General features: G+C 44.8%; 14 protein-coding genes. 4 read left to right on the top strand and 10 right to left on the bottom strand.

What is annotated here, in order from left to right; genetic code table 11:
• The 6 genes from HUX64_RS00445 to HUX64_RS00420 all read right to left on the bottom strand — a co-directional run bounded on the left by HUX64_RS00445 (window position 1) and on the right by HUX64_RS00420 (window position 7,588).
• Window positions 1–1,656, bottom strand: a complete 1,656-nt coding sequence (locus HUX64_RS00445; protein ID WP_174624278.1) for a copper resistance D family protein — start codon at window positions 1,654–1,656, stop codon at window positions 1–3.
• 2 nt (window positions 1,657–1,658) lie between these two features.
• A complete protein-coding gene (locus tag HUX64_RS00440) occupies window positions 1,659–2,066 on the bottom strand; it encodes a copper resistance CopC family protein (RefSeq protein ID WP_174624277.1) in 408 nt (135 codons plus the stop codon).
• 14 nt (window positions 2,067–2,080) lie between these two features.
• Window positions 2,081–3,472 carry an aspartate aminotransferase family protein gene (locus tag HUX64_RS00435; protein WP_174624276.1) on the bottom strand — a complete coding sequence of 464 codons (1,392 nt, stop codon included), beginning with the start codon at window positions 3,470–3,472 and terminating at the stop codon, window positions 2,081–2,083.
• Between the two features lie 232 nt (window positions 3,473–3,704).
• Entirely contained in the window at window positions 3,705–4,433 is a 729-nt protein-coding gene (locus HUX64_RS00430) for a phosphorylase family protein (RefSeq protein WP_174624275.1), read from the bottom strand.
• Entirely contained in the window at window positions 4,430–6,385 is a 1,956-nt protein-coding gene (gene shc / locus HUX64_RS00425) for a squalene--hopene cyclase (protein ID WP_174624274.1), read from the bottom strand. Before shc ends, HUX64_RS00430 begins: the two co-directional genes overlap by 4 nt.
• A 9-nt stretch (window positions 6,386–6,394) precedes the next feature.
• Entirely contained in the window at window positions 6,395–7,588 is a 1,194-nt protein-coding gene (locus tag HUX64_RS00420) for a phytoene/squalene synthase family protein (RefSeq protein WP_174624273.1), read from the bottom strand.
• A 478-nt stretch (window positions 7,589–8,066) separates the two neighbouring features.
• On the opposite strand from HUX64_RS00420, the gene hpnH reads away from it, so the two are divergent.
• The 4 genes from hpnH (at window position 8,067) to HUX64_RS00400 (ending at window position 11,031) form a co-directional block, all read left to right on the top strand.
• Window positions 8,067–9,191, top strand: a complete 1,125-nt coding sequence (hpnH, locus tag HUX64_RS00415; RefSeq protein WP_174624272.1) for an adenosyl-hopene transferase HpnH — start codon at window positions 8,067–8,069, stop codon at window positions 9,189–9,191.
• Window positions 9,184–9,327 (top strand): hypothetical protein, encoded by a 144-nt coding sequence (locus tag HUX64_RS00410; protein ID WP_174624271.1) that lies wholly within the window; start codon window positions 9,184–9,186, stop codon window positions 9,325–9,327. The genes hpnH and HUX64_RS00410 overlap by 8 nt, the downstream gene beginning before the upstream one ends.
• A 91-nt stretch (window positions 9,328–9,418) precedes the next feature.
• A complete protein-coding gene (locus tag HUX64_RS00405; protein ID WP_174624270.1) occupies window positions 9,419–10,036 on the top strand; it encodes an HpnM family protein in 618 nt (205 codons plus the stop codon).
• Between the two features lie 11 nt (window positions 10,037–10,047).
• Window positions 10,048–11,031, top strand: coding sequence for an MlaA family lipoprotein (locus HUX64_RS00400; RefSeq protein WP_174624269.1), 984 nt, complete (start codon window positions 10,048–10,050; stop codon window positions 11,029–11,031).
• Between the two features lie 43 nt (window positions 11,032–11,074).
• Here the strand turns inward: HUX64_RS00400 and HUX64_RS00395 are convergent, their stop codons facing one another.
• The 4 genes from HUX64_RS00395 to cmoB form a co-directional block, all read right to left on the bottom strand.
• Complete coding sequence (locus HUX64_RS00395) at window positions 11,075–11,590, bottom strand: adenine phosphoribosyltransferase (RefSeq protein WP_174624268.1); 516 nt, start codon at window positions 11,588–11,590, stop codon at window positions 11,075–11,077.
• A gap of 83 nt (window positions 11,591–11,673) precedes the next feature.
• Entirely contained in the window at window positions 11,674–12,570 is an 897-nt protein-coding gene (ispA, locus tag HUX64_RS00390) for a (2E,6E)-farnesyl diphosphate synthase (protein WP_174624267.1), read from the bottom strand.
• Complete coding sequence (locus HUX64_RS00385; protein WP_174624266.1) at window positions 12,563–12,796, bottom strand: exodeoxyribonuclease VII small subunit; 234 nt, start codon at window positions 12,794–12,796, stop codon at window positions 12,563–12,565. The genes ispA and HUX64_RS00385 overlap by 8 nt, the downstream gene beginning before the upstream one ends.
• Window positions 12,797–12,968: 172 nt before the next feature.
• Window positions 12,969–13,940 (bottom strand): tRNA 5-methoxyuridine(34)/uridine 5-oxyacetic acid(34) synthase CmoB, encoded by a 972-nt coding sequence (cmoB, locus tag HUX64_RS00380; RefSeq protein WP_174624265.1) that lies wholly within the window; start codon window positions 13,938–13,940, stop codon window positions 12,969–12,971.
• Between the last annotated feature and the right edge of the window lie 32 nt (window positions 13,941–13,972).

The raw sequence follows: 13,972 nt of genomic DNA, 5'->3' as shown, positions 1-13,972 counted from the left end.
TTAATAAAGAGGTTCGCGATAGAACATCAGGATGAGTCCCATCTGAAACAAGGCAGCAACAGAAATAAAACCGGCAATGTCCTTGCCCGGACTGTCCAGTTTTAGTTCCAGCCAACGTCCGCATGCCATAATGAGAGAAAAAACACCCATTGAGGTGTGGCCTATCTGGATAAGAAATGCGCTTTTAGGTTGAAATCCGGTATGTGAATGGGTCAGCAGCATTAATCCGCCAAACGCAGTCAAAATAGGAAATACAAAGGCTAGTTTGGCATGCGAATTTCTTGTCATTCTGGCGCGCAGTTCCATTATACCCAACACAAATACCAGAAATGTCGCAATTCTATGCTGCAATACTTCACCGTTATTAAAAGTACTTTCCCAGAAACCTATAGGCCCTAATGGCCAGGTTTCAGCATCGCTGCGGAAAAACAGAAATACACCCAGAGCGACAAAACCGAAAGGCCAGTATTGAGTCCAGCCCAGAAACTTATCCGGAGCGGAGCTATTTGATCTGGCATAAGACAGCATGGCAAAGATACTCATGACTGTCAGAAAAATTCCGGCAATATTATGATTGTAATTTGACCATTCCGTTGCCGCTAATGAGGGTATCTGGCCTACGATAGCAACACGGCCTGCTTCGCCTGCTATAAGATCTTCATGAGTAGGAGAGTTTATTCGCGGGATTCGCGGGCTAAAGGTATCCAGGACTTCCTGCCAGCTTGCGGTCAGGTTGGCAATGTCAATGGCCGGAGGCTGGGAAGCCAGGCTGCCGGCAGTAAATAACAAGGTGATTAAGACGAATGTTTCCGCTTCAATATAATAAGGGACGCAATGGTTTAAACGCCGGTGATTGCCTGAAATGCCAAATTCCAGAACGGCTGATTTATTTAACCAGGCAAACCCCAGGGCCATTACCAGTAATGTTACTTTTACCAGCAATAAATTGCCGTAGCCGGTACCGATAAGGCCATTCCAGGTGTCGATATATTGCAGGGCGATAGGCACGCCCGAGATCAAAATCATGGCGACCGAAGCTATGCCAAAAGCAGTGAATCGTCGTAGCAATAAAGGCCATAATTCGGCTGGAATACGTTTGGCGGAATGTAAAAACCACAGATTAACCAGCTGGAAAACTCCGCCAACCCAGGCCGCCGCAGCCAATTGATGGATGACTGTCAGCGACATGAGCATAAACTGGTTTTCAAAACGACCGGCCGCATGAACCAGCCAGGCTCCGGAAATAATCATGGGCAAAGCCGCCGCTGCAGCGATTCTCCAGTGATATTGGGAGAATGGATTTTTACGCAAATACCGGTAACAATATCCGGCCAGGAGTAAAGCCAGCGTCATGCGCAAAGTGCCGCCCAGGAATTGCGTAGTGGCGGCAAATTCAGGAAAAGGCCATCTATTGAGCAGGGCCGTCATTAACCAGATTTTAAGGATAATTTTTAAAAGTTGGGCTAAGGCCAGCGCAAAACCCCCTTTATATAGAAGGGCCACGGTTTTTTGCATCAATACATCATTGTATTGATTAGGGTTGTTCCACGCACGTAAAACAAAAAGGCCCCAGAACAGCCCCCCGATCACGAGTGAGAAACAAATCAGATCAAATCCGCCAACCAGCGAATCAAGAAAGTCAGCTATCCCGGCCATTATCAGAACCTGCTGCTATTGGAGTTGCTGTCCTTAGCCTTGGTATCGGAGGGCAAGGCTTCGACAGTAAAATGAATAACATCCTCTGTTAAATGACCGTCGGCGGCAAAAATTCTGAACCGGATGGCATAATGACCGGTTTTTAAGGGGGGAATATCTACAATAATATGGCCCTGCTGCCTACCTTTGACTGCATGCAGCAATTCATGTTTATCGCCCTTATGGACCAGGAAAATTTGCGACAATCCCAATTCTATTTGGGAATTAAAGGTAAGTTCTACTTTTTCTTGCCGGGCAGGGCGCAAGGGAGCAATTTTTAAGGAATGAGAAGTTATTACCGCATGTGCAAAAAGTAATGGCGGCTGGATCAAAAGAATAAACAGCAAGCTTAACTGAAATGTATTTTTCATTGCTGTCGCCTGCCTTACTGGCTTTTTTTGACTTTCAGCGCATGACTAGCCAGGTTCTTGCCCAAGTCCCAGATTGAACCCGGAATCTGGTGAGTATCAGCAATGGCTTTATCAAATGCGGTGATAATATGATCGCGGTCTTTTTGCGTCAGAGTTAAAGGCGGCAACAGTTTAACTACATTCATGCCATGACCTGCAACCTGAGTCAGCATGTGGTGTTCTTTAAATAAAGGAATGGTGATCATTTGGCAGAACAGACCTTTATTGGCGGCTTCCAGCATCCCCCAGGCAGCTTTCAGCTTCAGGCTCTTGGGTGATTTGAATTCAATGGCAATCATCATGCCCTTGCCTCGAACTTCTTTCAGAAACTCATACTTTTCAGTCAGGGCGCTCAGGCTGTTGATGATATCTGTGCCGATTCTGGCTCCGTTTTCTACCAGTTTTTCATCTTCCATAACGCGCAGCGTAGCAAGACCGGCAGCCATTGCCATATTGTTTTTGGAAAAGGTTGAGCCATGGACAATAGCGCGGTCCATACGGTTAAAAACCGTATCCATGATTTTTTGCGTCATGGCGACTGCGCCTACCGGAACAAAACCTCCCGATAACGCCTTGGCCATACAGATCATATCGGGTTTCACCTGCCAGTGATCTACTGCCCAGAATTTACCGGTCCGTCCTAAGCCCGTTTGAACTTCATCAGCTACAAACAAAGTGCCGTACTTTTTACACAAACGTTCAACTTCAGGCAAATAATGGTCATCCGGTACATTAACGCCTTTTCCCTGCACAGGTTCCACAATAAATGCGGCAACATCTTTACCGGCTAATGCTTTTTCCAGGGACTCAAGATCATTAAAAGGAATTGCACGGCACTCGGGCAGTAGCGGGCCAAAACCTTCGCGGAAGATTTTTTCGCCATTCAAGGACAAAGCTCCCAGGGTCAGGCCATGATAGCCATGTTCGCAAAAAACAATTTTTTCCCGTCTGGTGACATAACGGGCAAATTTGATGGCCGCTTCTACCGATTCGGTTCCTGAATTGCAGAAAAACATCTTGCCCAGATTATCCGGAGTGGTTTTCAGAATTGCCTTGGCTAGCAAACCGCTGAGTATCGACACATCCATTTGCACCAGATTAGGCAGTTCCAGGGTCAAGGTTTCCTGCAATGCGCTGATAACCGCAGGGTGGTTGCGGCCAATGGCAAATACGCCGAAACCACTTAATAAATCCAGATATTCGGTATCATTCTGGTCATAAAGATATTGCCCGATAGCTCTTTTGTAATGCCGGTCATAGCCTATGGTTTTTAACATTCTAACCATTTGGTTATTGAGATGCTGTTCATGCAGATCAAATTTATCACTGCTATGTTGAGCAACGAGATCGGCGATGCTGAAAGTCATGTTTACCTCAAAACTAGGTTGCCTTGCTGTCTGTACCTCTTCACGCCCTCGAGAGTACAAAAAGCAGAAAGAACTATTAAAGAAGAGATTAGTGTAAAAGAAATGCCTGTGAATAGTAATAAATTAATATTTGCCTTATCTTCGAGTAAGACGAAAGCTAAACCGAAACTACTATACAGGCTCGTTAAAAAATCTTTTTCATATAAACCGGAATGATGTCTGCGCATGACATCTATATTGCTGTCGGCGTAAAGTGACTAAAACAAATCACATTATCAATATCTTCTGCAACCTGTTTTAAGGTTTTCCTTGCCGCATGGAAGTGCAGGGCCAGCTTTATTAAACCAGGCAGTTGAGCCGGATGTCGCACAATAAAAAAAAGTAACTTTCCTAAAAGGATATCACCCTGATCATTAAGCGAGTGATTTACCGCTTCTGGCAAATCCATGGTAACAGGATCGGCAATAGCCCGGATAGCCAAAAAAGCCAGCTTGTGTTGTTTGGCCACTTTAGCGATAGCGATACTTTCCATGTCCAGGGCGATTGCGCCGGTTTTTGATTGCAGTTGTTTTTTGTCTTTGCTGGAGGAAATCAGGCTTTTACTTTCAGCTAACTGGCCGGTATGCACTACTATAGATTGCGATAGCAGATTTTTAGTGCTGCGGTGCCACGGAGAGTTAATATCAATCCGAGTATACTCCGCATCGATCAGTGTTGCCGCCAATGTCAAATCCCCCGGTTTTACTAATGAACTGAGGGCGGCGGCGCAGCCCCAGCTGATTAGCCGGGTTACGCCTTTGGAAACCAGAAGCTCGGCAGCTGTTTGGGCATTTTTAGAGCCGGCCCCTGAATAAGCGACTAATATTTTATCGGCAATGAAAAGGCAATTCCCCTTGGCAATTCTTTTTGTCGTCAGGGTGCTGATTTCTTCGGGTAAGGCAACAACGATGCCAGTGATCACTTTTTGTTAAGCTCATTGCGGTATCGAGCAAGCGCCCAAAGCGGGAAGTACTTGTCGTAACCGTGGTATTTAAGATAAAAAACCTTGGGAAAACCCGGGGCAGTATAACATTTATCATTCCAGACCCCATCCGCTTGTTGGCTACGCAGTAAGAAATAAATGCCGGCCTTCACTTCGGGACTTTGGGCTTCGCCGGCTGCCATCAATCCCAACAGTGCCCATGCAGTCTGAAATGCGGTGCTGAAACGGTATTTTCCGCTATGGCTTATATCATGATAACTGTAATTGTCTTCTCCCCAGCCGCCGTCTTCACGTTGTACGCTTTTTAACCATTTTACAGCCCTGGTATAGACAGGATCATTTTTAGGTATGGCGGTTTGTTCCAGTCCGAATAAAACAGACCATGTGCCATAAATGTAATTGGTTCCCCAACGGCCAAACCATGAGCCATTTTTTTCCTGTTCATTGCGGAGATAGGCAAGCGTGCGTTCCAGAGCAGGCAGATATTCGGCATGAGTACTGGCTACCCTGGCCATAAGCATGGCGCAGCGCGCGCTTACATCGGCTGTAGGCGGGTCTAATAAGGCGCCATGATCGGCAAACGGAATTTCATTCAGGTAATAATGAGTATTGTCCACATCAAAAGCCCCAAAACCGCCATTTTTGGATTGCATGCCGGTAATCCAGCGAAGTGCTCGATGGATCGATTCTTCCAGATCCGGCAAATTAGAATTCGCCATGGCAAAGGCGACGACTGCCGTGTCATCGACATCCGGATAGTGGGGATTATTAAATTGAAACGCCCAGCCGCCGCCTTCCAGATACGGCCTGGAAACTTGCCAGTCGCCAGGTTCGTTGGATAGTTGTTTGGATTTAAGCCAGCTATACGCGTCAGCCAGGCTTTTATGATTAGCGATTTTGTCGACTTCCTGCAAAGCAAGTGCGGCAAGGGCTGTATCCCAAACCGGAGAAAGACAGGGCTGGCAATAAGCATCCTGTTCATTAATAATGAGTAACTTATCTATGGCTTTGCGCGCCATAATCACATGCTCATGGTCTTTAGGCAGGCCTAAAAGCAGCATGGCTTCATAAGAATTGACCATGGCAGGAAAAATACCGCCCAGACCATCTTCGCCATTCAGTCGTTCAATAAACCAATCCTTGGCTTTTTCGATAGCAAGTTCGCGCATTTTTTTGGGAATAAAGGGGCCAGCGATACGGCCCATGGCATCCAGTCCCAGAAAGATTTTATTTAACAGGGTTCGCTGGGGGAAGTAGTGTTTTTCTTTATCAGGATGGGTAACAAAAAGTTCCAGCACATCGATATTATCGGGGTTTTTGGCGCTCGCTTTTAGAGTGCAGAGAATAAGCAATGGCACCATCACTGTTCTGGACCAATACGAGACCTTGTCCAAATGGAAAGGAAACCATTTGGGCAACAGCATGATTTCCACAGGAATATAGGGAACGCCGCGCCAGGGCAGCTGTTTAAAAGTGGCCAGAGCAATTCGGGTAAAAACATTGGCTTTCGCAGCGCCGCCCTGACTTAGAATATAATTTCTTAAGCGGGTCATATGGTACGAGTCGATGGAATCACCGGCCATTTTCAAGGCATAATAGACTTTAACACTGCAACTGATCTCACTAGGGCCCCCGGTAAATAACGGATAACCCCCCTCTTCAGATTGCCGGGCTCTCAAGTAATTGGCAATTTTGGCCTGTAGCGATTCGTCGATTTCACCAATATAGTGCATCATCATAATATATTCTGCTGAAATCGTACAATCTGCTTCCAGCTCAAACACCCAAAAACCTTCTTTATCCTGAAGACTTAATAATTTATCCCGGGCTTTACTTATGGCTTTATCAAGATCGAATGCGTGGGAATTAATAGCAGTCGATGAGCTTGATGCACGGCTGATATTTATCGATGTAGTTGCTTCGGTAAACATTTTATGTCCTTAACTATCTGATTTGGCTTTCGACGGCTGCTCTGATTTGGCTTTCGACGGCTGCCGGATCTTTGCCCCTGCAGGGGCATGAAAAGCATAAGCAGCAGGATCTGAAGCGCAATGTGAGGATGAAAGGGAATATGTCCAGTCGGGACATTTCAGTCCGCGGCTTGCGAAGTTAAAAAGCAGAGATAGCATCATATTGCTGCGTCCGGTTAATCGGGTTGCCAGGATCGTTGCTTTAACGCTGCTGCGCGTTATCTTGACCTGTTCGGATTTTTGGAATTCCAGGTTCTGTTTGATCTTTCTCAGGGTCAAAACCGCCATGCCCAATGCCCATAAACAGAAATTGCGGATGCCGGTTTCATGAGCCGGGATCAATTGCGTAAAAACCAGGGCGTTATGCAGGTGGCCGTAAGCAATGCTAATTAAATGTTCGAGGCCTTTTCGGAAATTCTCATGGTTGGCTTCATGGCTCAGGGTTTTAAGGTCAAACCCTGTTTCCGTAAAAATGTCCTGCGGCAACCAGCAGACGCCCCGCTCTGCATCATCCCAAATATCTTTCAATATATTGGTCATTTGCAATCCCTGGCCAAAAGACACCGATAAGTCAAGCAGTTGCTCTTTATGCTGGGCAATTTCCGGTGAGTAATGGCAAAAAAGTTTAGCTAGCATTTCACCCACGCAGCCGGCCACATAATAGCAATAGCTATTCATGTCTGAGAGGGTGGCGAGACCATGATGCAGATTCTGGGATTGGAATAAACTCATGCCCTGGCCCATAGTTTCTACGCAGGAAGACAGTGCATTGATCTGGTCGGGATCAAATTTATGCGTGATCTCGATAACCCGCGGCAATACATTGATTAATGTGTGCTCGGCCGGAAGAGTTTGCTCGGAAAGCAATGGCGCCAGTTCTACGGCGAAGGTCTCGGAACCGGTGCCGGTTTTAACCAGGCCGGTAAATTCCGAACAAAAATATTTTTTTTGCCCGGCAGTGAGTGAAATTTCATCTTCTATAGTATCGACAATGCGGCATAACAGATAAGCATTACCTACCGCAGGATAAAGTTTATCCGGCAATTGAGGAATGGTTAGGGCAAACGTTCTGGATACGCCTTCAAGCAATAGCGCCTGAAAGTCCGGGTCAGGCAATTGACAAAGCGATTTTGGGTTGTTCAACGATATTTGAGTTTCGCTCATGATATTTTGATGTCGACCCGCACTTATTGTTCAAGTTAGTAATTATTTAAGGCAATCATAGCCCGTTTGTTGGGATTTTGCAAAGTAATGTTGTTTTGTTGCTAATGCAGCCGTTTTGAAGGGCTGCACCGTAATTTATTAACAATAAAAACAAGGATTTAATCACCTGTGTTGTATTTGTACAAATTGTAATAAAATTGAGAATACAACAACGATTTAGAGATAATTCAGCCTAAAAACTGGAGTCTGTAGATAAAAGATAGTATTCTACTCAACAATCGGTAAGCGATTGTATTATATAACACGCCTGTTTGTATTTTTGTATTTATGCGCTTAAAAAGCTTTATTTATGATTAATTAAATACATACTGTCAGGATGTTGTTTTATTACGACACGGTTGTTTATCCGCAGATTTATCAATTTCAAAGTGACCATATTGATGGGTTGCTGTTTTTAAATTTTTTGGAGGATTTGCGCATGGGAGTTCCTTTACGTCAACAGCTGACTGTCGGTAGTTATCTGATCAGGCAAAAGTTAAGGGGGGTAAAAAAATATCCGTTGGTACTGATGCTGGAGCCTTTGTTTCGTTGCAATTTGGCCTGCGCAGGCTGCGGCAAGATAGACTATTCAGACGAAATTCTCGACAAGCGGCTTTCTTTTGAAGAATGTATGCAGGCTGTCGATGAATGTAATGCGCCCATGGTATCGATTCCAGGGGGTGAGCCACTGATACACAAAGAGATGCCGCAAATTATTGCCGGTATTGTCGCGCGCAGGAAATACGTCTATCTGTGTACTAATGCCCTGTTATTAAAAAAGAGGATTAAGGACTATACGCCTTCTCCTTATTTGACTTTTTCAATCCACCTGGACGGTATGCAGGAAAAACATGATGCTTCGGTCTGTCAGGAGGGTGTTTTTGAGCGGGCAGTGGAAGCCATTAAACTGGCGCTGGAAAAAGGTTTTCGTGTCACGGTTAATTGTACGCTTTTCCAGGGTGAAAAGCCCAGGGAAGTCGCCGAATTTCTGGATTATGCGATGGCATTAGGGGTTGAAGGTGTAACCATTGCACCGGGGTTCAGTTATGAGCGCGCGCCTCAGCAGGATGTCTTTATTAAAGGCAAAGATGTCAAGAATTTATTCCGGGGCATTTTTAAGATCGGTAAAAGCCGCAAATGGAAATTAAACCACTCTTCGCTTTATCTGGATTTTTTAGCAGGTAATCAAAACTATGAATGCACGCCGTGGGGTAATCCGACCCGCAATATATTTGGCTGGCAAAAGCCCTGCTATTTATTGGCTGATGAGGGTAATGCCTCAAGTTTTCAAGAACTGCTGGATACCACGCCTTGGGAAAAATACGGCACGGTCAATAATCCCAAGTGTGCCAGCTGTATGGCGCATTGCGGCTATGAAGCGACCGCTGTGGAAGATATGTTAAAACATCCTTTAAAGGCGCTATTAACCTCTATCAGAGGTCCAAAGACCGAAGGTGAGATGGTGCCCGAACTTAAGCCGCGGTATATCAATGAAAAACCGTTACCAACATTTTCAGGCATTCCCATCAGAGTGGAGATGATCGATAAGAATGCCAGTGCCTGAATTTTACCGATTAAGGCATGGTAATCCGCCTTATTTGTTTTTTGATAAAAGCCAATATTTTTTTCGCACCATTTTTTATATCAAACGTCAAAAACTGGATATTAAGATTACCGGCATGATCCATGCTTATAGTTAGGCAGGCAGGCTCATCTATCAGGTTAATCCTGGAATTTCGCATTACCCGAAGATTATGTATACACTTTAAGATTTTACGAGGCTTTTTGGTCATGGTTTTAAAAAATATGAAGTTAGCTGTTATTTTCATGTTCTGGTTAGTGGGCATGGGAAATTGTCTTGCCCAGGATGCGAAGGGTGCAACCGCAAGGCAAATAGTGGAGAAGTTTCAGGAAGAGCTGATTCAGGTCATGAAGAATGGCAAACAGTTAGGATTCTCCGGAAGATATGAAAAACTTTATGAGCCGGTAGTGAATAGTCATGATTTAACCAAAATTGCCCGTATCGTAGTCGGGAAAGAATGGGAGAAATTATCTGGAGAGCAACAAAAAAAACTGGTTGATGTATTTAGCCGTTTTAGTGTTGCCTCCTATGCGCATAACTTTAAGGAATATGCCGGCGAATCATTTAAATTTGACTCGGAAGAAGAAACGGCAAGAGGAGGAGTTGTTATTCATTCCCATCTTGTCATTCCCGACAAAAAACCGGTAAAGTTTGATTATATGCTTAAGGAAAAAGGAAATAGTTGGCGAATAATTAATATTATTGCGAATGGAGTAAGTGATCTGGCATTGAAAAGATCAGAATACACCACTATTTTACAACGTGAAGGTTTTGATGCTTTAATAGCAAAGATAAACGAAAAAATTGATATTTATTCAAAACTTTAGTTACAGGTTTTATGTCAGTGAACAAACTATGCCCTAGTCATCATAAGGATAAATATAAACAGGTTTGCTTCGGGATTTTTGTCTGGACGGCCCTGATTCTTGGCGGTTGTGCCACAACAGACGTTCCTGAACAACACAGTAAGATTGATCCGCATGAAAACATTAACAGAAAAATTTATAATTTCAACGATACGGTTGATGACTATATTGCCGAACCTATCGCCGATGTGTATAAATGGATAACGCCCCAGTTTGTGCAAACGGGAGTATTTAATTTTTTTAATAATCTGAAAAATATCAATATAGTCCTTAATGATGTTTTACAGGCAAAATTCAGGCAAAGCGCTAAAGACACAGGACGATTTGCAATTAATTCAACAATAGGTCTGGCAGGCCTCGTTGATGTGGCCGAGGATGTTGGATTAGAACAGAGTGATGAAGATTTTGAACAAACCCTGGCCGTATGGGGGGTTCCTCAAGGCTCTTATTTGGTATTGCCTTTTTTAGGGCCTTCTACTGTCCGCGGCATTCCGGGTGCTATATTTGATACAGCGGCAAATCCATCCAGCTATGTGGGCGCACCGGTATACCTTGTGTCTTTGCTGAACACCCGGGCCAATGCTGAAGGATCATTGAAGTTTATAGATGAAGCGGCATTAGATCCTTACGTTTTTACCCGTGAATCCTTTTTGCAGTGGCGAAATCATTTGGCTACGGATGGCAAGGCTCAGGCAACCTCTGATTTAATGGATTATGATGACGAATTGTTTGAAGATGATAAAAAAGGTGCCTCAGCTGAACCAGGTTTATCAGGAGTTAGTGAAAAATCAGTTGAGACTGCAAACAGTAAATCAGGACTAACGCTGCGCTTAAGCGCCGACATCCGGGAGTTTAAGCAAGTTTCCAATTCGTTCAGCAGTACTGCCCGATCATTTGATGAAACAGCCCGGGCATTCAAGAATGCCGGCAGTAAAATAGATAAGCTGGAAAAATAAAATAGCACAAATTGCCTAGGGCTCCGGCCCTACAGCGTTTCTATTAAAAATGCAATAAAGAATATACTTCATAATCCTTGAGTTTTTCGCGTCCTTCAAGAAAATCCAGTTCTACTATAAAAGCACAGGCTGCTACTTTCGCTCCCAGCTTTTCAACTAACTCACAGCTTGCTTTGGCTGTGCCTCCGGTAGCCAATAGATCATCAATTAATAAAACCCTATCACCCGTTTCAAAAGCATCAATATGCGCTTCCAGAGCAGCGGAGCCATATTCCAGATCATACGATACACTTTGTACATCGTAGGGTAATTTGCCCGGTTTTCTCAGCGGTATAAAAGGAAGCCCCAATTCCCAGGCGACTAATGAGCCAAAAATAAAGCCGCGTGCTTCCATACCTGCAATGGCCGTAATATTTCTGTCCAGGAAAGGATGCAGCAATTGATGAACGGCATATCGTAAGGCGGCGGGATCTTTCACCAGCGGGGTAATATCTTTAAAGATAATGCCAGGTTTAGGGAAGTCGGGAATATCGCGGATTTTGCTTTTTAGTCTGTCCATTTTTTTAAGCAGGGTTATTTAAAGTTCAAGATTTTATCGTTGACTATGGGTTGGCTACGGTCTCAGAACAATAATTCAACTAATCAGTGATCTCGCTGAATTATATAAAGCGATAAATCGCGCAATAAATCGGCTTCGGTGCCAAAAATGCTTAAATTATCCATCGCTTTCTCATGAAGCTCCAGGGCTTTTTGTTTGGCTCCTGACAGACCTAATAACGCAGGATAGGTAGGTTTGTTATTGTCTTTGTCCTTGCCCTGGGTTTTACCTAAAGTTGCGGTATCGCTTTCTTCATCGAGAATATCATCCTGAACCTGAAAGGATAAACCAATGCATTTAGCATAATTATCAAGCTTTGTAGCAATGACCGGATCTAGATCTGCTTTTGCCAGCGTGGCCATATTAACGCTGGTGCGGATTAGGGCACCGGTCTTATGAATATGCATGTTTTCCAGCTCAGGCAGGGTTAATTGAGTCCCTACCGAATCCAGGTCTATAGCCTGACCGCCAACCATGCCCTGAGAGCCGCCGGCCTTCGCTAGCGCCGTAATCATTTTCATGCGGCTTTCGGCGGATGCTGTGATGCTTGGATCATTGGCCAGGATTTCAAAGGCCAGTGCCTGCAGCGCATCACCCGTTAAAATAGCAGTCGCTTCATCAAAAGCCACGTGACAGGTAGCTTTTCCACGTCTGAGATCATCGTTATCCATAGCGGGAAGATCATCATGAATTAAAGAATAAACATGGATAAATTCAACAGCGCAAGCCGGGCCATCCAGGCTTTCCGGTGCAATGCCGAGCGTTTTTCCAGTGCAATAAGTCAGCAGAGGGCGCGTACGTTTGCCGCCGTCCAGGACGCTGTATCGCATTGCCTGATGAAGTTTTTTCGGCAATACATTTTCATTCGGAAGACGAGCTTCCAGCGCCTTTTCTATACGGCTTTGACAAAAGCCCAGGTATTCTTTTAATGCATTACTCATCGGTAAAAGGCTCCAGGGTCTGAGTGCCGTTTTTTTCAATCAAAATCTGAACCTTCTGTTCGGCTTCTTGTAAGGCTTTTTGACATATTCGGGTGAGGGTGACGCCGCGTTCAAACGACTTTAATGACTCTTCCAGCGAAATATCGCCCTGTTCAAGCTGGCTAACCAACTGTTCCAGTTCTTTGAGGGCGTCTTCAAATAAAGTTACGCTTTTCTTTCTTGCCATCTGATAAAAATTTTAAAGGGGGTAATGTACAAATCAAGTGGCTTAATTATATATGAAACTGGACTGTAAAAATGGAAAGTACAACTCCTTGAACTGGCCGCAGAAATTTTTCATCTCAGATATTTCTGAAAGCCTGGTTAGCCGCCTGAGCGCCTGCTTGCCCATAATGCGCTCAGGCTGAATTGGCAATAAAAATGGCCCGTTTTGGGGCGGGCAGACCTTCACGGGTTAGCTGTGGATTTTTTTCATCAAGAAAATCTTTCAGTGATTGAAAAGTCATCCAGTCTGTCGTTCGCTGTTCATGAATGCCGGTTATAGAAATATCGATCAGCCGGATATTTACAAAACCGCAGCGTTTCAGCCAACTGGCCAAAGTTTCGCAGCTGGGCAGAAACCAGACATTTCGCATATTGGCATAGCGTTCTTCAGGTAATAATACTTTACCTGGGCCGCCGTCAATTACGATGGTTTCCAGTATTAATTCGCCGCCGGGCTGAAGACAATCTCTTAATTCCAGCAGATGGTCAACAGGCGAGCGCCGATGATAAAGCACGCCCATGGAAAATACCGTAGCAAAGATCTTCAAGCCCTGAGGCAGCTGTTCCATGGCCAGCGGTAAAACATAAACAGGCGCTTCACCGGCTAGCTTTCTGATCATCTGAAACTGCATCACGTTGAGCAAAAGCGGATCAATGCCGACTACCATTTTTGCCTGGGCCCCCCGCATACGCCAGCAGTGATAGCCGTTGCCGCAACCCACATCCAATACCAGGCGATTTTTAAGCGGGGCGATATGATCTTTCAGTCGATTCCATTTCCAGTCCGACCGCCACTCGCTGTTAATTTTAATGCCGAATATATCATACGGGCCTTTACGCCAGGGATGTAATGCTCTGAGTGAATTTTCCAGTTGCGCTCGTGCTTCATCAGAAACATCTTTAGAACAACCTATCTGCACCGCATCAGCATCCAGTAAATTCAGCGTTGGCGTCAATTCCGGCAGCTGATTGATCAGCGTTTGCCATTTAGCTAAATTGCCATGCCTGGAAGTGAATGCACTGGCCAGTTGTCGGGGCAAAATGCTTGTCCAGGCATCCGCTTTTGCATCAAGCAAGGCTTCATATAAGGGTTGATAATCAAGCATTTCAGGCTATTGATTGCCGGATATGCGGACCG

It is taken from the genome of Candidatus Methylobacter favarea (genome assembly GCF_902806695.1).
Lineage (GTDB): Bacteria > Pseudomonadota > Gammaproteobacteria > Methylococcales > Methylomonadaceae > Methylobacter_B > Methylobacter_B favarea.
This window is presented reverse-complemented; position numbering and strand designations above follow the sequence as displayed.

Excerpts from the sequence above, each read along its gene's own strand:
- HUX64_RS00395 (WP_174624268.1), bottom strand. The coding sequence starts at position 11,590 with ATGGACAGACTAAAAAGCAAAATCCGCGATATTCCCGACTTCCCTAAA.
- cmoB (WP_174624265.1), bottom strand. The coding sequence starts at position 13,940 with ATGCTTGATTATCAACCCTTATATGAAGCCTTGCTTGATGCAAAAGCG.
- HUX64_RS00420 (WP_174624273.1), bottom strand. The coding sequence starts at position 7,588 with ATGAGCGAAACTCAAATATCGTTGAACAACCCAAAATCGCTTTGTCAA.
- ispA (WP_174624267.1), bottom strand. The coding sequence starts at position 12,570 with ATGAGTAATGCATTAAAAGAATACCTGGGCTTTTGTCAAAGCCGTATA.
- HUX64_RS00445 (WP_174624278.1), bottom strand. The coding sequence starts at position 1,656 with ATGGCCGGGATAGCTGACTTTCTTGATTCGCTGGTTGGCGGATTTGAT.
- shc (WP_174624274.1), bottom strand. The coding sequence starts at position 6,385 with ATGTTTACCGAAGCAACTACATCGATAAATATCAGCCGTGCATCAAGC.
- HUX64_RS00385 (WP_174624266.1), bottom strand. The coding sequence starts at position 12,796 with ATGGCAAGAAAGAAAAGCGTAACTTTATTTGAAGACGCCCTCAAAGAA.
- HUX64_RS00440 (WP_174624277.1), bottom strand. The coding sequence starts at position 2,066 with ATGAAAAATACATTTCAGTTAAGCTTGCTGTTTATTCTTTTGATCCAG.
- HUX64_RS00400 (WP_174624269.1), top strand. The coding sequence starts at position 10,048 with ATGTCAGTGAACAAACTATGCCCTAGTCATCATAAGGATAAATATAAA.
- hpnH (WP_174624272.1), top strand. The coding sequence starts at position 8,067 with ATGGGAGTTCCTTTACGTCAACAGCTGACTGTCGGTAGTTATCTGATC.
- HUX64_RS00405 (WP_174624270.1), top strand. The coding sequence starts at position 9,419 with ATGGTTTTAAAAAATATGAAGTTAGCTGTTATTTTCATGTTCTGGTTA.
- HUX64_RS00435 (WP_174624276.1), bottom strand. The coding sequence starts at position 3,472 with ATGACTTTCAGCATCGCCGATCTCGTTGCTCAACATAGCAGTGATAAA.